The 18810-nt window shown below is 32.6% G+C and carries 16 protein-coding genes and 1 tRNA gene; 11 read left to right on the forward strand and 6 right to left on the reverse strand.

Going from position 1 to position 18810, the window contains the following annotated elements; translation table 11 throughout:
* The first annotated feature begins 84 nt into the window (after window positions 1–84).
* Complete coding sequence (gene hisD / locus P9515_RS07950) at window positions 85–1371, forward strand: histidinol dehydrogenase (protein ID WP_011820968.1); 1287 nt, start codon at window positions 85–87, stop codon at window positions 1369–1371.
* Here hisD and rpiA read toward each other — a convergent pair.
* Together rpiA and P9515_RS07960 are read right to left on the reverse strand one after the other, a co-directional pair.
* Window positions 1368–2063 carry a ribose-5-phosphate isomerase RpiA gene (gene rpiA, locus P9515_RS07955; RefSeq protein WP_011820969.1) on the reverse strand — a complete coding sequence of 232 codons (696 nt, stop codon included), beginning with the start codon at window positions 2061–2063 and terminating at the stop codon, window positions 1368–1370. The genes hisD and rpiA overlap by 4 nt on opposite strands.
* 66 nt (window positions 2064–2129) lie before the next feature.
* On the reverse strand, window positions 2130–3260 hold the full coding sequence (locus tag P9515_RS07960; protein WP_011820970.1) for a trypsin-like peptidase domain-containing protein: 1131 nt from the start codon (window positions 3258–3260) through the stop codon (window positions 2130–2132).
* 162 nt (window positions 3261–3422) lie between these two features.
* Here P9515_RS07960 and rimP point away from each other — a divergent pair, with 162 nt between their 5' ends.
* The 4 genes from rimP to infB all read left to right on the forward strand — a co-directional run bounded on the left by rimP (window position 3423) and on the right by infB (window position 9145).
* Window positions 3423–3890, forward strand: a complete 468-nt coding sequence (gene rimP / locus P9515_RS07965; RefSeq protein ID WP_011820971.1) for a ribosome maturation factor RimP — start codon at window positions 3423–3425, stop codon at window positions 3888–3890.
* A gap of 37 nt (window positions 3891–3927) precedes the next feature.
* Window positions 3928–5331 carry a transcription termination factor NusA gene (gene nusA / locus P9515_RS07970; RefSeq protein ID WP_011820972.1) on the forward strand — a complete coding sequence of 468 codons (1404 nt, stop codon included), beginning with the start codon at window positions 3928–3930 and terminating at the stop codon, window positions 5329–5331.
* Window positions 5328–5588, forward strand: coding sequence for a YlxR family protein (locus tag P9515_RS07975; protein WP_080513416.1), 261 nt, complete (start codon window positions 5328–5330; stop codon window positions 5586–5588). Before nusA ends, P9515_RS07975 begins: the two co-directional genes overlap by 4 nt.
* Window positions 5589–5659: 71 nt before the next feature.
* Complete coding sequence (infB, locus tag P9515_RS07980) at window positions 5660–9145, forward strand: translation initiation factor IF-2 (protein WP_011820974.1); 3486 nt, start codon at window positions 5660–5662, stop codon at window positions 9143–9145.
* A 1-nt stretch (window position 9146) separates the two neighbouring features.
* Here infB and P9515_RS07985 read toward each other — a convergent pair whose 3' ends face one another.
* Window positions 9147–9386: a DUF3493 domain-containing protein gene (locus P9515_RS07985; protein ID WP_011820975.1), complete on the reverse strand. Its 240-nt coding sequence runs from the start codon at window positions 9384–9386 to the stop codon at window positions 9147–9149.
* A 54-nt stretch (window positions 9387–9440) separates the two neighbouring features.
* On the opposite strand from P9515_RS07985, the gene P9515_RS07990 reads away from it, so the two are divergent.
* The 4 genes from P9515_RS07990 (at window position 9441) to P9515_RS08005 (ending at window position 13954) form a co-directional block, all read left to right on the forward strand.
* A tRNA-Thr gene (locus P9515_RS07990) sits at window positions 9441–9512 on the forward strand.
* A gap of 26 nt (window positions 9513–9538) precedes the next feature.
* The gene (locus P9515_RS07995) at window positions 9539–11101 is read left to right on the forward strand and encodes an ArnT family glycosyltransferase (RefSeq protein WP_011820976.1); all 1563 of its coding nucleotides are present in this window, start codon (window positions 9539–9541) and stop codon (window positions 11099–11101) included.
* 37 nt (window positions 11102–11138) lie between these two features.
* Window positions 11139–12230, forward strand: a complete 1092-nt coding sequence (locus tag P9515_RS08000; protein WP_011820977.1) for a glycosyltransferase family 2 protein — start codon at window positions 11139–11141, stop codon at window positions 12228–12230.
* Between the two features lie 104 nt (window positions 12231–12334).
* Window positions 12335–13954 (forward strand): photosystem II high light acclimation radical SAM protein, encoded by a 1620-nt coding sequence (locus P9515_RS08005; protein WP_011820978.1) that lies wholly within the window; start codon window positions 12335–12337, stop codon window positions 13952–13954.
* Window positions 13955–13989: 35 nt separating this feature from the next.
* Here the strand turns inward: P9515_RS08005 and clpS are convergent, their stop codons facing one another.
* Window positions 13990–14307, reverse strand: a complete 318-nt coding sequence (gene clpS, locus P9515_RS08010) for an ATP-dependent Clp protease adapter ClpS (protein ID WP_011820979.1) — start codon at window positions 14305–14307, stop codon at window positions 13990–13992.
* Between the two features lie 38 nt (window positions 14308–14345).
* Complete coding sequence (locus P9515_RS08015) at window positions 14346–15572, reverse strand: LL-diaminopimelate aminotransferase (RefSeq protein ID WP_011820980.1); 1227 nt, start codon at window positions 15570–15572, stop codon at window positions 14346–14348.
* A gap of 299 nt (window positions 15573–15871) precedes the next feature.
* Here P9515_RS08015 and P9515_RS08020 point away from each other — a divergent pair, with 299 nt between their 5' ends.
* Both P9515_RS08020 and P9515_RS08025 read left to right on the forward strand, forming a co-directional pair.
* Window positions 15872–17698 (forward strand): Rne/Rng family ribonuclease, encoded by a 1827-nt coding sequence (locus P9515_RS08020; protein ID WP_011820981.1) that lies wholly within the window; start codon window positions 15872–15874, stop codon window positions 17696–17698.
* On the forward strand, window positions 17643–18272 hold the full coding sequence (locus tag P9515_RS08025) for a ribonuclease HII (RefSeq protein ID WP_011820982.1): 630 nt from the start codon (window positions 17643–17645) through the stop codon (window positions 18270–18272). Before P9515_RS08020 ends, P9515_RS08025 begins: the two co-directional genes overlap by 56 nt.
* Here the strand turns inward: P9515_RS08025 and P9515_RS08030 are convergent.
* Complete coding sequence (locus P9515_RS08030; RefSeq protein WP_011820983.1) at window positions 18258–18776, reverse strand: DUF1997 domain-containing protein; 519 nt, start codon at window positions 18774–18776, stop codon at window positions 18258–18260. The genes P9515_RS08025 and P9515_RS08030 overlap by 15 nt on opposite strands.
* Between the last annotated feature and the right edge of the window lie 34 nt (window positions 18777–18810).

Consider the following 18810-nt stretch of genomic DNA (forward strand, 5'->3'; position numbering starts at 1 on the left):
GTGCACTAATCAATATAATATAATTGGATTTAAATCAATTAATTAGATAATTAATCAATCGAATTTCAATTTGGCATTAAGAAAATGAAGATTATAAATAATAAACAAAAGGCTTTGGAAGAGTTGAAAAGAATTTCTCAAAGAACTACATCCGGCGACAATAGAAAAATAAATTCATTAGTTGAAGAAATTCTTGAAGAGGTGAAAATTAATGGAGATAAAGCTGTAGAAAAATATACAAAAAAGTTTGATGGATTCCATCCTAAACCGATGCAAGTTAGTGCTATGGATTTAAAGTCTGCTTGGGATGAGACAGACCATCATTTAAAAAAATCATTAGAAATTGCCTACCAAAGAATTCAAAAATTCCATGAAAAAGAAATACCTGAATCATTCACTATAAAAGGAGAATATGGTGACTCCGTTCAAAGAAAATGGATGCCTGTAAAAAATGCTGGCTTATACATTCCGGGGGGACGAGCCGCATATCCAAGTACTGTTTTAATGAATGCGATACCTGCAAAAGTTGCTGGAGTGAAAGAAATTTCAATGGTATCTCCCGGAAATCAAGAAGGAAAAATAAATAAAACTGTTTTAGCTGCTGCCTACTTATCAGGGATTGATAAAGTTTTTAGAATTGGAGGAGCACAGGCAATTGGCGCCTTAGCCTTTGGCACAAAGCAAATAAATAGAGTTGATGTTATTTCTGGACCAGGAAATATCTATGTTACTGCTGCTAAAAAGTTAATTTATGGATTGACTGGAATTGATTCTTTAGCAGGCCCAAGTGAAATTTTAATCATCGCGGATAGAACAGCTAAAAGTTCTCAAATAGCATCAGATTTATTAGCCCAAGCAGAGCATGATCCATTAGCCTCCTCAATACTTTTGACTACATCAAAGGGTCAAGCTCAAGAAGTCTTTGATGAGGTCTTTAAGCAATTAGAGCATCACCCCAGAAAAGAAATTTGTATTCAATCAATTGAAAATTGGGGATTAATTGCTATTTGCGAAAATTTAGAATCATGCATTGAACTCAGCAATGAGTTTGCCCCAGAACATCTAGAGATTATTACTATTGATCCAAAAAAGATACTTAAAACTATCGAAAATGCAGGCGCGATTTTTTTAGGAAATTGGACACCAGAAGCTGTAGGTGATTATTTGGCTGGACCAAACCATACTTTACCCACATGCGGTAATGCCAGGTTTAGTGGATCATTAGGTGTTGAAACTTTCATGAAGAATTCATCAATAATTGAATTTAATGAAAAAAGTTTAAAAATCAATAGCTCAGATATTATAAACTTGGCAAACAGCGAAGGTCTCCATAGTCATGCGAATTCAGTAAAAATTAGATTTGAGGATTAACTCCCCTTGGAAGGTGAAAATAACACTGGAACATTGTTCTCAATCTTACCCACCAAAACCTTATCTGTTAAATTAACAAACAATCCATTTTCCAATACTCCAGGAATATTATTAATACGCATTTCTAAATCTTTTGGATCTTTGATACCAGTATTAAATAAGACATCCAAAATCAAATTACCTTGATCCGTGACAACAGGTCCTGCTTTTTTTGTTGCCATCCTCAAATCAGAAACTCCATTCATTTCAGAAATTATATCCTTCACCTGCTTCCAAGCAGAAGGTAGAACCTCTACAGGTAGAGGAAAAACTAAGTTTAATTGTTGCACTAATTTAGTTTCATCAACAACTATTAATAATTTATTTGCTTTAGATGCAACCAATTTTTCTCGGACATGGCAGGCTCCACCTCCCTTGATTAACTGAAAATCAGGATCCACTTCATCTGCCCCATCAATAGCTAAATCAATTTGGGAAACTGAAGCTAAATCAATTAATGGAATCTTAAGTTCTAGAGAAAGAACCTCAGACTGAAAAGAAGTTGGAACTCCTTTAATATTTTTTAATTTGCCTAATCTGATTTGTTCAGCAAGGCTTTTTATCATGAGTGCTGCAGTTGAACCAGACCCTAAACCTACGATCATTCCATCTTTCACCTCTTTAACAGCTGCATCAGCAACTATTTGTTTCATCTGAGTCTGTAAATCCAAAATGTTTTTAGCGTAAAGTTTATAGATTATTAAATTTCAACAAATGATTTATGTCAAACCTGGAAGTGCTTCAGGTTTAATATTAACTTTGATTTCTTTATTATCCCTCACAACATTTAAAAGAAATACTTTTCCAATTTGAGCTTTTTCTACTTCATCTAAAAGAGTTTTTGGTTCTTCTATTGATATATTTTCAGCTGCAATTACTAAGTCACCTCTTTTCAAACCTGCTTTTTCTGCAGGACTATTTGGAACTATAGACTGAATTAAAGCTCCGGACCTCTCGGGTAATTGAACAATTGCATTAGGATCTTCGTTGTGTTGTTTAGCCATTTTAGGATTTAAGGATATTAATTGTACTCCTAAATAAGGATGAATAACTTCACCATTCTCTAATAATTGGTCAGAAACATTTTTAGCTAAATTTATAGGTATTGCAAAACCTAGGCCAGCTCCAGGTCCACTTCTAACGAGTGTATTTATGCCAATAACCTGGCCATTAGAATTTATGAGCGGACCTCCAGAATTACCTGGGTTAATTGCGGCATCTGTTTGAATTAGATCAAGCCTTTTATCAGAAAAACCTAGTGAATTGATATCTCTATGCAGACTGCTAACTATGCCAAGAGTAACTGTTTTCTCAAGGCCATACGGCGTACCAAGAGCTATTGCCCAATCCCCAACTTCAAGTTTCTCTGAATCTCCTAAAGGAGCATAACTTGAATCAATAAGTTGTTCGATTTTAACTAACGCTAAATCAGTAATCGAATCGGTTCCCAATACTTTCCCATCACAATTAGTTCCATCCGCCAACGTCACTGACACATTATCAACTCTTTCTACAACATGAGCATTTGTTAAAACCAAACCATTTTTGTTAATTATCACACCTGAACCTTGACCTCTTTCTCTGTCAGGAGCCATTCCGGGTTCCCCTAGTAAATCTCTTAATAATGGATCTAATAAAGTTGGATCAAACTGTTGTCTTTCTACTAATCTTTCAGTATCAATTCTAACCACTGCAGGACCTACATTTTTAACTGCGTCCGATACGAAATTATGCCCATCGAGAGAATTTAAAGCAAAAACTTCAGACAAAGGCAAAAAATTAATTAAAAAAGCAAATAGCACGATGCCCAATTTAAATAAATAAATAAATTTATTTTTTAAAAATCTCATTTTCTTTTTTGAATATTTAATATCTATTTAAAATTTAATTGAATAACTTTCCTAGTGTTGTTTTTTTGTTTACATCCATAAAATACATTGATAAAAAATTTCAAAAAAGCATTTTCATATGTGAAGATAGTAAATAATTAAAAAAATTCGTATCTGGATATATTGGATAAAGAACTAAAAAACAATTTAGAAATTCTTCTTGAGGAAGTTGCTAAGGAATTTAATCTGAAGGTTTATAGTTTAAATTTACTGACAAATCAAAACCCAATAATTATAAAAATTATCATTAAAAAAACAAACGAAGAAGATATTACTATAGAGGATTGTTCAAGATTCAATAACCCTGCATCTGCTGTTATTGAAAATTCAAATCTTTTAAAATGTTCATATGTTCTAGAAATTAGTAGTCAAGGGGTCAGTGATGAATTAACCTCAGAAAGAGACTTCAAAACCTTTAAAGGTTTTCCAGTTAATGTAGAGTTAAACCAAAAAAATTCACGTATCAAATTATTGAATGGTTTACTTTATGAAAAGTCTAAAGATTATTTAGCCATTAACATAAAAGGTAAGATAAAAAAAATCCCCTTTAATGAAGTATTAAAGATTAGTCTTTGCACTAGACAAGACTAATAAACTTTTCAACCATTATTCATTTTACCCATCATAGATGGCATTAGTAATTCTCCCAGGATTGAACAATCTAATTGAAGACATTAGTGAGGAAAAAAAATTACCTCCTCACGTTGTGGAATCAGCTTTGCGTGAAGCCTTACTTAAAGGTTACGAAAAATACAGAAGAACCTTCTACATTGGAGTAAAAGAAGATCCATTTGATGAAGAGTATTTTAGTAATTTTGATGTTGGATTTGATTTAGATGAAGAAGGTTATCGAATTTTATCAAGTAAAATAATTGTAGAAGAGGTTGAAAGCGAAGATCATCAGATATCTCTTAATGAAGTAAAACAAGTCGCGGACGATGCTCAAATAGGTGATACTGTCGTTTTAGATGTTACTCCCGAAAAGGAAGATTTTGGCAGAATGGCTGCCTCAACCACGAAGCAAGTATTAGCTCAAAAGTTGAGAGATCAGCAAAGAAAGATGATTCAAGAAGAATTCGCAGATTTAGAGGATCCCGTTTTAACAGCAAGAGTTATAAGATTTGAAAGACAATCAGTAATTATGGGTGTCAGCTCAGGAATTGGGAGACCAGAAGTAGAAGCAGAACTGCCTAAAAGGGATCAATTGCCTAATGATAACTATAGAGCTAACGCAACATTCAAAGTATTTCTTAAAGAGGTTAGTGAAATTGCGAGAAAAGGGCCTCAACTTTTTGTAAGCAGAGCCAATGCTGGTTTAGTAGTTTATTTATTTGAAAATGAGGTCCCAGAAATTCAGGAAGGTACAGTTAAAATTGTAGCTGTATCGCGAGAAGCAAACCCTCCTTCAAGAGCTGTCGGCCCAAGAACAAAAGTTGCAGTTGATAGTATTGAAAGAGAAGTTGATCCCGTCGGTGCTTGCATTGGAGCAAGAGGAGCAAGAATTCAACAAGTCGTTAATGAATTAAGAGGGGAGAAAATTGATGTTATTAAGTGGTCAGCTGATCCTATCGAATATATATTAAATTCTTTGAGTCCAGCTAAAGTAGACCTTGTTAGACTCGTAGACCCAGAAGGACAACATGCTCATGTTTTAGTTCCTCCTGATCAATTAAGTCTTGCGATAGGAAGAGAAGGTCAAAATGTGCGTCTTGCAGCAAGATTAACTGGTTGGAAAATAGACGTTAAAAACTCCCATGAATATAATCAAGAAGCGGAAGACGCTGCGGTTGCAGAATTAATTGTTCAAAGAGAGGAAGAGGAGCATCTACAAAGAGAAGCTGAACAGCGATTGGAGGCAGAGCAAGCAGAAAGAGCAGCAGAAGATGCAAGATTGAGGGAACTTTATCCTCTACCTGAAGATGATGAAGAATATGGGAGTGAATCATACGAAGAAGAAAATCTTTCCGAAAATAGCCAATTGGAAAATATGAACCCTGATGAAATAATATCTACAGAGGAGAAAGCACGGTGACACAAAAAACTCCTGTGATGCGTAAGTGTATTTCCTGCAGGACAACTTATGATAGAAATAATCTGTTGAGGATTACTAAAGATCATAAATTAGGAATAATGTTAAACCAAGGCATGGGTCGATCTGCTTACGTTTGTAAATCAAAAAAGTGTTACACAGATTCTAAACTTCAAAAAAAGCTTCAAAAAGCTTTAAAAAGCGTTTTAAATCCTGATTTTTTTGATATTTTTGAGAGGGAAATTGCAAACTATCAATAACTATCCCAAAAGAGCATATAATTAAAATAACAATCTCTAGAAATTTCAAAAAAAGAGTAACCTCAGACTAAATGACTATCAGCGATAAAATCAGAGTTTATGAACTTTCCAGAGATTTAAAACTGGAAAACAAAGATATATTGGATGCTGCTCAGAAACTTTCAATATCAGTTAAAAGTCACAGCAGTTCAATGAGCTTAGAGGATGCAAAAAAAATTAAAAATCTTATCCGCAACGGAAATTCAGGTAAAAAAATTATTTCTGTAAGTAAATCTTCATTCAAAGCTGCGAATGAACAACAAAACAATATTGATAACCAAAACAAAGATAGTAATTCTCGTTCAAAGCCCTTAAACAAAGAGAAGCCCTCAAAAGAAAGTTTAAATAAAAAACCCCTCTTGAATAAGCCTGTAAATAAGGAGGAAAATTCATTAATAAGCTCAAATAAAAAGAATACAGCTAAACTGAAAAATCCAAATCCCCCTTCACGCATCTCTAACCTCCAATCTCAAGTTCTTCCAAATTCTCATAATAAGACTCAACATACAATTAAAACAAAAAATCCTAATGAGAAAAAAAACTCTACAAAAATTGTTCAAGAAAAAAAATCTTTAAATAATAATTCCCCACTAAGAACAAAAAGTCCTGCAAGACCGCCTATCCAACTAATTGAAAAGCCTAAAAATTTAACAACTTCCAATAAAGATATAAAAGCTAATAAAAAAAATGATAACTCTCTAAATCAAAGACCTCAACAAGCCAATAGATTAAATAATAACAATAATTTTCCTAAAAAAAATATAAATAATCCTCGTATTAAAAATACGCCTGAATTAGTTGGCGCACCAATCAGAAGGGAAGATCCTAAAATTAATTCAAACAGACAAAATTCCAATTCCAGGCAACCTCCATCCAATATACAAGCCTCTCCAAATAGACCTGTAATTCCTAATAGACAAGTAACTCCCAACAGGCCAAGCAATCCAAATAGGCAAGGTGTTTCTAATAGGCCTGGAGGAGGGCAGAACAGGCAGGGCGTACCAAACAGGCCTGGAAGTCCTTACAGGCCAGGTAATCCAAATAGACAAGGCATGTCTAATAGACCTGGAGTAGGAGGGCAGAATAGGCAGGGCGCACCTAATAGACAAGGAAGTCCTTATAGGCAAGGAGATCCAAATAGACAAGGGGGTAATTATAGACAGGGTGATCTTAATAGGTCTGGCTCGAAATTTAATAATCAAAACCCTTCAGGTATCAGAAAGCCAGTAGCACCTAATGAACTGATGCAGCTACAGAAAACGAACGCCTCAGATAAAGAAAAACTCAATAGATCTAATTTTGAAAAACAAAAAGTTGAGCCACCTAAACAGAAGGCAAAGGCACCTAATAGTCGTTTAAATGCATCTCCTACTGCAAAAAAAACACCTCATAGATCATTTACAAACAACTCTAAAAAACCTGGAAGATCTGATTGGGACGATAGCGCAAAGCTAGAAGCCTTAAGAAATAAAAACCCCCAGAAACAAAGACAAAAAGTTCATATAATTGGAGAAAATGATGATTCATTAACCTCTGAAACTAGCGGGTACTCAGGAGAAAAGGTTTCAATATTATCGGCTAGTTTGGCTCGTCCAAAAAAAGAAAAGTCTGAAGAACCCAAATCACAAAAAACTACCAGGCAATTTAAGAAAAAGAATAAAGAGACTACTAGGCAAAGACAAAAGAGAAGAGCTATGGAACTTCGAGCCGCTAAGGACGCTAAACAAGTAAGACCAGAAATGATTATCGTACCTGAGGACAATCTAACAGTTCAAGAATTAGCCGATAAACTTAGCCTTGAAAGTTCAGAAATAATAAAGTCTCTTTTCTTCAAAGGGATTACAGCTACGGTCACTCAATCACTTGACTTAGCAACTATTGAAACTGTAGCTGAAGAATTTGGAGTCCCTGTTTTACAAGATGATGTTGAAGAAGCTGCTAAAAAAACAGTTGACATGATTGAAACTGATGATATTGAAAGTCTTATCAAAAGGCCTCCAGTCATTACAGTGATGGGTCATGTTGACCATGGTAAAACAAGTCTTTTAGATTCTATAAGAGAATCCAGAGTGGCTTCGGGTGAAGCAGGTGGAATAACTCAGCATATAGGAGCTTATCAAGTTGAATTTGAGCATGAATCAAAAAAGAAAAAACTAACTTTTCTTGATACTCCAGGTCATGAAGCGTTTACTGCCATGCGCGCAAGAGGTACAAAAGTTACAGATGTAGCAGTACTTGTAGTTGCAGCTGATGATGGTTGTAGACCTCAAACACTTGAAGCTATTAGTCATGCAAGAGCAGCAAAAGTACCCATAGTAGTAGCTATAAATAAAATTGACAAAGAAGGTGCTTCTCCAGATAGAGTTAAACAGGAATTATCAGAAAAAGATTTAATTGCAGAAGACTGGGGTGGAGACGTAGTAATGGTTCCAGTCAGTGCTATCAAAAAACAAAATATTGATAAATTACTTGAGATGATCTTATTAGTTTCTGAAGTTGAAGATTTGCAAGCAAACCCGGAAAGATTAGCAAAAGGGACAGTAATTGAAGCCCATCTAGATAAAGCCAAAGGTCCTGTTGCAACTTTATTAGTACAGAACGGCACCTTAAAAGCTGGCGATGTTTTAGCTGCTGGTTCAGTCCTCGGAAAAATCAGAGCAATGGTTGATGAACATGGAAATAGAATTAAAGAAGCTGGGCCTTCATGTCCAGTGGAGGCACTTGGATTTAGTGAAGTACCCACAGCCGGAGACGAATTTGAAGTTTATCCTGATGAGAAAACTGCCAGAGGAATTGTAGGAGAAAGGGCTACTGATGCAAGAGCAACAAAATTAGCACAGCAAATGGCATCTAGAAGGGTGAGCTTGTCATCTTTATCTACTCAAGCAAATGATGGAGAACTTAAAGAATTAAATCTAATTCTAAAAGCAGATGTCCAAGGTAGTGTAGAAGCAATATTAGGTTCATTAGAACAATTACCCAAAAATGAAGTTCAAGTAAGAGTTCTGCTTTCCGCGCCTGGAGAGATAACAGAGACTGATATAGATCTTGCTGCGGCTTCTGGCTCAGTAATCATTGGATTCAATACATCATTAGCCTCAGGAGCTAAAAGAGCAGCTGACTCAAATAATGTTGACATAAGAGAGTATGAAGTCATTTATAAACTTTTAGAAGATATTCAATCCGCTATGGAAGGACTCCTTGAACCTGACTTGGTTGAAGAATCTCTAGGTCAAGCTGAAGTAAGAGCAACTTTTGCCGTTGGTAAAGGAGCTATTGCTGGCTGCTATATACAAAGTGGTAAATTGCAAAGAAATTGTTCTTTACGCGTACTTAGATCAGATAAAGTGATTTTTGAAGGTAATTTGGATTCTCTGAAAAGATCTAAAGATGACGTAAAAGAAGTTAATACCGGGTTCGAATGTGGAGTTGGATGTGATAAATTCTCAACTTGGAATGAGGGAGACATCATAGAAGCATTCAAATTTGTAACAAAAAAAAGGACCCTAAATAAATAATTTAATTCCCTCTATTTCTTTCGAGGAATAATAGAAAAGGGAATAATGCGCAAGCTCCTAATTGTATTAGGAGATTATTTTGCTGAATTTCACTACCACTAGCAATTTTCGAAAGCATTATGAAAAGACCTAAAAAAGCTGAACCTGTAAAAGCAATCCATAATACTTTTCTTAATCCTTTAAAAGGGGCCTGAGTTTCCTTAAGTAATTTTTTTTTTAATTCAGGATCAATTTTTGACATTAATTATTTCAAATATAAAATTATTCTATATGAAAAATTTCAAAAATTTTTATCGCCGGTATAGCTCAGAGGAAGAGCAACTGTTTCGTAAACAGAAGGTCATTGGTTCAATTCCGATTATCGGCATTTAAGTTTCATACATTTGCAATAACATGATTGATAGAAATAAATTTTTTAAAAAAGTTTTAAAGATTTGTCTGTTTATTCCTCTGATTTTCTATTACGGGAAAAAAAGTTATATAGCCTTCGATGAGGGATTTTATGCTTTGCAAGCCCGATGGATACTAGAAAAAGGCAACTGGACAATTCCTTTATGGTGGGACGAATACGTTTTAGATAGAACAAATGGGTTACAAGTGTTAATCGCTAAATCACAAGAAATATTTGGCAAAAATCTTTTCGCTGCATATTTGCCAACAACAATTGCAGCAATATTGATGTTAATAATTACTTACAAATTACATGAAGAGTTTTTTGGTAAAAATCATGCAATCGTATCTCCACTAATACTTTCTACAACATATCTTTGGTTTGACTACTCTCATTTAGCAACTCAAGATCTTATTTATTCCAGCTTGGTAACTATTGGAGTATTTTCTTTAGTTAAAATAAAAAAACATAAAAGCAATTTCTATATTTTACTTTTTGGTACTTGGATAGGTTTAGCTTTTATGATGAAGACTTTTCTTGTAGCTGTTCCTCTTGCGGCACTAACGCCATATATCTTATCAAAAAGAAAATTATTATTTAATACATTCTTTTGGCTTGGGTTATTAATTGGATTTATTCCATACCTAATATGGACTTATTCTATAAACACGTATTTAGATCAGAATATTATCTTTTACTTGTTTGGAAAATTTAATTTCCTTTCTAATAAAAACGATTCTACAAATCCTTTTTATTATTATTTGTGGAACATTCCAATAACCTTTTTACCATGGAGCATTTTTTCTATTATCGGTTTATCTTCAAATACTTTAGAAAATAAAAATGGAAATGAAAAATTAATTCTGATTTATTTTCCCTTAATTTTAATATTAATACTTAGTATTTTTTCTACAAAAACTCCTTATTATCCATTGCAAATATCTTCAATCTTATCTTTAAATTCATATATTGGCATAAAATATTTATTCAGTTCCAAAAGATATAAATCAATAGTAATTTTTATTACCTCGAGATTAATACCTTTATTTATCAGTGCTTTAGTAGTTACATATATTATTTTCTTCAAAAGTGTACTGAATTTAACTATAAAAGAAAATATATTTATTATTTTAGGATTAATATCGTTTTCGATAGCTTGGTCATACATAAAAGATACAAGTAACCTCAAAAAGATTTTTACAACTTTAATTATTGGTCCTTATCTATTGACTGCACTACTATTGCAGTCGGGTTTATTTACAGACAGATCAAGAGAATTAAGAGAAACTATGGAATATCTATCTTCATTAGATATCCTGAAGAATCAAGTCATTAAGGTTGACAAAAGGAACATTGGGAATGAAATAGCGCAATCAAAAATTATACGAATTTCTCTCCTAACTCCTAATTTAGGGGATGGAATTGAAAATTTAGAGAAAATGAACCCCTCAGATTTAGCATGGTCTAATTTGTCTTCAAAGGAACTTAGCGAAACTGATTCTTTTCAAATAATTTATGATTATGAAATTTTATCTCCTTGGAAATTAATAAGAAAAAATCGATGAATGTATATTAAGATTGTTTTGATAAAAATTAAATTTAATGAAATCTGTTAATACATGGAATCTTTCAAATAATAAAATTCACCAATTATTTAAAAACGATGATGAATTTATTTCTCTTAAGGTAAGAGGTAATACTTGGGAACCAATTACAAGATGGCTCAAATTAGATTCAAGAATATTCAAAGGCACAACTAGCAAAGCAAGAATTACTTTATGTGATATTGAATCATTAGCTGAAATTTATAATTATAGATCTATTAGATGGACAGCAAAAAAATTAACTCCAATACCAACTAAATTAATTCCTCAATTTATAAAAAATACTTTACGTAAGGTACCCATAATAAAGCAACTTGCTTTTGAATTAGAAATAATATTTTATAAATATAAGGAAAAAGTAGGCGATCATTTAATTTCAATAGTTATTCCTGCAAGAAATGAGGAGGGTAATAGGAAACTTTTAATAGAAGCACTAAATAAATTTAAAAAAATTCCTAATAAAGTTGAAATAATCTTTGTGGAGGGAAACAGCAAAGATAAAACTTTTCAAATGTTAGAAGAGCTTACTAAAAATTTTTCAAACAGCTTCCAAATATCTCTTTTAAAACAAACATCTAATGGTAAGAAAAATGCAGTTGTTGAGGGTTTCAATATTTCATCCGGTGAAACTTTGGCAATTATAGATAGCGATTTTACAGTAGACGTCAATGACAGTATCGAAGCAATAATGCAATCGACGAAAAATGAGAATATCCTTGTTAATTGCTCTAGAACAACATTCCCAATGGAAAAAGATGCTATGAGATGGGCTAATTATATCGGGAATAGATGTTTTGCTTTATTGTTATCTATATTAATAAATAAACCAATTTCTGATTCACTATGCGGGACAAAAGTTTTCTCAAGAAAGTTTTTCAATTTGATGAGAAAAAATGGTAGTTGGGAATCTAAATCAGATCCTTTTGGTGATTTTACGATAATTTTTGAGGCAGCCAATAATAATATTAAAATCCTTAATTACCCTGTCAGATATTATGCAAGAAAATCTGGGTCACCAAATATATCGAGATGGATAGATGGGATCAAACTTCTTAAGGTATGTTGGAAATATATGATTTCAGACCTTTAAAATAAAAAATAATTTTTATTTTTCGGAAGTAAATTTATAAAAATTCACCAAAAAGGTAATAAAATAGTTAGATTCTAAATGTTAGAGCATTTTAAATCTCTTTTATGGCGTTTAAGTTTCCTCTAAAAAAAATAACAAAAAACACCAATAGAGAAGTATTCAAGAAAGTTCTCATTGTTAGGCTTCCATGCAACCCGATATTCCCAATAGGGCCTATTTATCTCGCAGATCATATTCATAAATGTTTTCCAGAAATAGAACAACAATTTATTGATTTAGCAATAGTACCTTCAAAAAACATTTCTAAATATCTAAAAAGAAAAATTGATCAATTTCGGCCCCATCTACTTATTTTTTCTTGGAGGGATATTCAAATATACGCACCTGTAGATGGACGAAGCGGTAACCCCTTACAGAATTCTTTTGAAGTTTTTTATTCAAATAATATTTTTAAAAAAATTAGAGGTGCTTGGGGGGGCTTAAAGTTAATAACATCCCATTATGAGGAAATAAATAGGAATACATCTTTGGTAAAGATGGGACTCAAGAGAGCTCAAAAATATAATAAATCAGTAAAAGTGATTTTAGGGGGAGGGGCCGTAAGTGTTTTTTACGAACAGCTAGGTAAATTATTACCAAAAGGCACAGTAATATCTGTCGGGGAAGGGGAAAACCTGATTGAAAAGATCATTAAAGGTGATTCTATTTCAAAAGAAAGATGTTACCTGGCTGGGCAAAAGCCAAGGAATAAATTAATACATGAACAACCCTCTGGAACGGTTAAAACAGCTTGTAATTACAAATACATTAAAGCTATTTGGGCTGAATTTGATTGGTACATAGAAGGTGGAGATTATTATGTAGGTGTTCAAACCAAAAGAGGGTGCCCACATAACTGTTGTTTTTGCGTTTATGCAGTTGTCGAGGGTAAGAAAGTTCGAGTTAATCCCATCAATGAAGTTATAAAAGAAATTAAGCAACTTTACGAAATGGGTGTTAGAGGTTTTTGGTTTACTGATGCTCAATTTATTCCAACTAGGAACAATATAAAGGATGCTAAATTACTTCTTCAAGCTATAAAAGATCAGGGTTGGAATGATATTAAATGGGCCGCCTACATTAGAGCAGACAATATTGATCGCGAATTAGCTCAATTAATGGTTGATACAGGAATGAGTTATTTTGAGATAGGAATAACGTCTGGATCACAAGAGCTTGTTAGAAAAATGAAGTTAGCATATAACCTCAAAACAGTACTAGAAAACTGTAGGATGCTTGTTGATGCAGGATTTAGAAATCATGTATCGGTCAACTACTCATTTAATGTTTTTGACGAAACCCCAAATACCATTAAACAAACTATTGCTTATCACAGAGAGTTAGAAAATATCTTCGGAAAAGGTTTAGTAGATCCAGCTATATTTTTTATAGGTTTACAACCACACACTCTTTTAGAAAAGTATGCTTTAGAAAACAACATCCTAAAACCTAATTACAATCCGATGAGTATGATGCCATGGACCGCAAGAAAACTGTTATGGAATCCTGGGCCTCTAGGTAAAAAGCTTGGAGAGGTATGTTTAGAAGCTTTTGAGAATCAAGATGATGAATTTGGGAAAACAGTTATTAATATATTGGAAAGAAATTATGGCAAAGCATCTTTAGATGATTCTCTAAAAGTTCGAAAATTTTCAGAAAGGAAGTTAAGCTCTGCAAAATTATAAGAGGGTTTAAGCTTAATTAATTTTTAATAATACAATCATTCATCTTTTTCGATTGAACTGGATATACCTTTAGATTTAAGTGATTCTGAATAAAATTCAGCTGGTTCTAGGTCACAAACGATAACTAAACCAACCCCATTATTATGAGCCTCAAGCATAATAGCGATAGCATCTTGCTCGCTTAATTGTGGTACAACTTCTCTAAGCGCAATTGTAATATACTCCATTGAATTTACTGGATCATTATGAAGTAGTACCTTATATTTTGGTGATTTATTTTTTAACGCCGCTGTTTTCTTTTCTAGGACTGCTGCGTTGTTATTGTCACCTTTTTCTAGCTTTATAATTGACATTACTTTTAATTTTTAATTACTAGGAAATTTATTAATTATTATATATTAATTATTCGCTCCATTGCATTAGAGACATTTAATCTTGAGTTAAAGGCAGATAATCGAAAATAACCCTCTCCTGCCAACCCAAAACCACTTCCAGGTGTTCCCACTACGTTAGCTTTTTCAAGTAAATGATCAAAAAAGTCCCAAGAAGTCATATCAGCTGGGACTTTAATCCAAACATATGGCGCGTTACAACCGCCATAAACTGTAAAGCCAGCACTTCTTAGCTTATTTCGCATAATCTTTGCATTTTCCATATAAAAATCAATTAAAGAATTAACCTCTTTTTTACCTTGAGATGAATACACTGCTTCAGCTCCTTTTTGAACGACATAGCTGACTCCATTAAATTTAGTACATTGACGCCTATTCCATAATGGCCATAAATCAACCTTATCACCTTTTGAATTTTGTCCTGTTAAACATTTAGGGATTACTGTATAAGCACATCTTACGCCGGTAAATCCAGCATTTTTAGAGAAAGATCTAAATTCTATAGCACAACTTTTTGCTCCATCTATCTCATATATTGAATGAGGTACATCTTTATCTTGAATAAAAGCTTCATAAGCTGCATCGAAGAGAATCAAAGACTTATTATGATTAGCATAGTCAACCCATTTTTTTAATTCATCTTTAGTAATAGTTGCCCCAGTGGGATTATTTGGAAAACAGAGATAAACAATATCAACTTTATTTTTAGGAATTTCAGGTAAAAAATTATTATCCTCATTAATCGCTAAATATAATAATCCTTGATAAGTTCCATTTTTAAGTGTTTCTCCTGTTCGCCCAGTCATCACATTACTATCTACATAAACAGGATAAACAGGATCTGTTACGGCAATTAAATTATCGTGGCCAAGAATATCTAAGATATTACTGCTATCACATTTTGAACCATCTGAGACAAATATTTCTTCCGGTGTAATTTGACATCCTCTTGAAATAAAATCATTTTTAGAAATTTTCTCTCTAAGCCATTCATATCCTTGCTCTGGACCATAACCTTTAAATCCTTCATGTGTTCCCATTTCATTTAATGCTTTACTCATCGCATTTATACAAGCATTAGGTAGAGGTTCAGTTACATCTCCTATTCCAAGCTTAATAACTTCTGAGCCTTGATTAGCTTGTGTATAACTATTTACTCTTTTTGAAATTTCAGGAAATAGATATCCTGCTTTGAGCTTTAAATAATTTTCGTTTATTTGTACCACTTTAAAAATTTAGGTGTTTAGTCTTTATTAGAATAATAGATTAATGTGCTTAAGCGGGAATTTGATGTTAAGATATAGGAGGTTATGATTTAACTAAAGAAATAATCATAACTATTAAATCAATTTCAAATAGTTTGAAAGTCGTCTAAAATTTAAATACTTAGCAAATTAAATTGCTACCAATTATTTTAAAAAATCTAATAAATTTAACAAACAAGAAATTGTTAGTAAATAATTAAATATAAAATTATTTACCTTTTATCGATTTTCAAAATTCAAAACATACTTAATCTTTTTATATGTCTCAGCAAATTATAATAGCTGAGCAGGCTCGTATTGCAGCACTACTCACGGATGATCGAGTTGATGAATTAATCGTCGCACAAGGTCAATATCAAATCGGGGATATTTTTTTAGGAACTGTTGAAAATGTTCTACCAGGAATTGATGCTGCTTTTATCCATATTGGAGAAAGTGAAAAAAATGGCTTTATTCATGTATCAGATCTAGGTCCACTAAGACTGAAAAAAGGTGTTGTAGGCATCACTGAGCTTCTTGAACCCAAACAAAAAGTTCTCGTTCAAGTAATGAAGGAACCTACTGGAAATAAAGGGCCCAGACTAACAGGTAATATTTCATTACCTGGTAAATATTTAATACTGCAACCTTTCGGACAAGGTGTGAATATTTCTAGGAAGATAAATACTGATACTGAAAGAAGTCGTTTAAGAGCACTTGGAGTCTTAATTAAACCACCTAGCACAGGTCTATTATTTCGAACAGAAGCCGAAAAAATAAAAGAAGAATTACTTATTGAAGATCTGGAAAATTTAATTCAACAATGGGATCAAGTTTTAAAAATTTCAGAGACTTGTCAACCACCAAATTTAATAAATAGAGATGAAGATTTTTCATTAAAAATTTTAAGAGACTGTATTAAAGCATCAACTAGTAAAGTTGTAATTGATAATAAAGTAGCTCTCGAAAAAGCAAAAGACTTTTTAATTAATAATGATTCTAATGTGGATCTTGTCTTACATAATAATGACATAAATGAACATATTCTTGAAAAATATCAAATTAATAAAACTATTCAAAAGGCACTTGAACCAAGAGTAGATTTACCCTCAGGTGGATATATCATTATTGAGCCTACTGAAGCTTTAACCGTAATTGATGTGAATTCCGGTTCTTTCACAAGATCAGCTAATTCAAGACAAACTGTTTTATGGACGAATTGCGAAGCAGCTGTTGAAATTTCTCGACAAATGAAATTAAGGAATATTGGTGGAGTTTTAGTAATAGACTTTATAGATATGGAATCTCGAAGAGATCAATTTCAGTTACTTGAGCAGTTTACTCTAGCCATAAAAGATGATTCTGCAAGACCTCAGATAGCTGAGTTAACTGAGTTAGGTTTAGTCGAATTAACAAGAAAAAGGCAAGGTCAAAATATATATGAATTATTCGGCAAAAAATGTAATGCTTGCAATGGATTAGGGCATATAAAAAGTTTACCAAACTATCAAAATTCGAATTCAGAAACAAATCACTCTGCAAAAAAATCTAGCAGATTAAATAATACAAAGTTCACAGATTTAGAGCCATCTGAAGTAATTGAAAATCAAGAAAAAATTGTCAAGAAAGAGTTACCTAACTCCAAAATTTTAAATAAAGACGATGATCCTGCCAAACAAAAAGAAAATGATAATGAAATAGTTAATACCCATAATTCAAAAGAAAAGAAAGTAATAACAGTTGAGCTAAGCGAAGTTGAAAAGATTGTCTATAGTCAACTTGGTATTAATCCATTAATTAAATTAGGAAAACAATATCTTACTAATAATCATTTAGTACGTTTAGAGAATAGTAATAACAACGAAAAAGAACTCTCTTTACAAAAGAATAAAAAAGCAAAAACTAAAGTTTCTAATAAGAAAACAAATAAAAAATCCTCAACTTCTAATTCAATAGAAAAGTCTGAAGTTGAAGTAAATGAGTCTAAAGAAATTAATCATGAGAGCAAATTACCAAAGATAACAACTGCTAATGAGGAAGTAGAAATAACAGATGAAATTGATAATTCAAGACGGAAAAGAAGAAGATCATCTGCAAGTATTGAATAAACAACTTGAGATAGGTATTGACGAAGTAGGTCGAGGTGCAGTTTTTGGACCTGTATTTTCTGCAGCTGTAGTTCTAACCGAAAAAAATGGATATACTCTCAAGCAATTGGGTGTAACCGATAGTAAAAAACTAACAGAAAAAAAAAGAAAATTACTTTTGCCGAAAATTATCTCATTATCCTCAGATTACAGTTTGGGACAGTCTTCAGCAAGAGAAATAGATCAACTTGGTATAAGATATGCCACCGAGCTTTCAATGATTAGAGCTATAAAGAAGTTAAAATCCAAACCATATGAAGTTATAATTGACGGTCCATTATCATTAAGACTTTGGAAGAGTCATCAAAGAAATATAATTGCAGGTGATTCCAAATTCACATCAATTGCTGCAGCAAGCATAGTTGCAAAAGTAACACGTGACTTTTTAATGGAAAGATTAGAAAAAAAATTCTCTGGATATTTTATCTTTAAAAATAAAGGCTATGGTACTAAAGAGCATTTATTAAGTCTTAAAGCTAATGGCGTAACGAATCTACATAGGAAAAGTTTTTTAACTAAATTAAACCTTATTTAAATCACACCAATTTACAAAATCTTTTATTAATTGTTGCTGAACTCTAGATTTTATTCCTAATAAAATTCCATTCAATACTGAATGGCCAGTAGATTCTAAAATTTTCTTTGGCACAAGTTTCAAAAGAGGAGGTTGACTTACTGATACACCAAGAAGTGCTTCGCCCTCTAATCCATTATCAGTCGCCTCCAAATTTGCTTTCAAAATTAAACTGAAATCTTCGATTATCCCTAAACCATCTAATTTGCTGTCAAGTGCACTCATTTTTAAAATACCTTCTTTATTCTCAACTGCAATTGATACAACAGGGTTAACATCTAATTGAAAAACCCTGAAACTTGTTACAGTATACTTGTACTTCCCATCCCCTTCAGGTTCCAATTTATTGGGGTCCAGCATTGCTCCAACAACCCTTTCTTCTTCCAAAAGATATTTAGAAAGATATTCTTTATTCCTTGTTACAGAAAGTTTAAGTTTCTGTTTAGCATCAAAAGCTAAAAGCATTTTTCTATATACCTCCAATGCTTAATTGATCTTT

Source organism: Prochlorococcus marinus str. MIT 9515, assembly GCF_000015665.1.
GTDB classification, from domain to species: Bacteria; Cyanobacteriota; Cyanobacteriia; order PCC-6307; family Cyanobiaceae; genus Prochlorococcus_A; species Prochlorococcus_A marinus_P.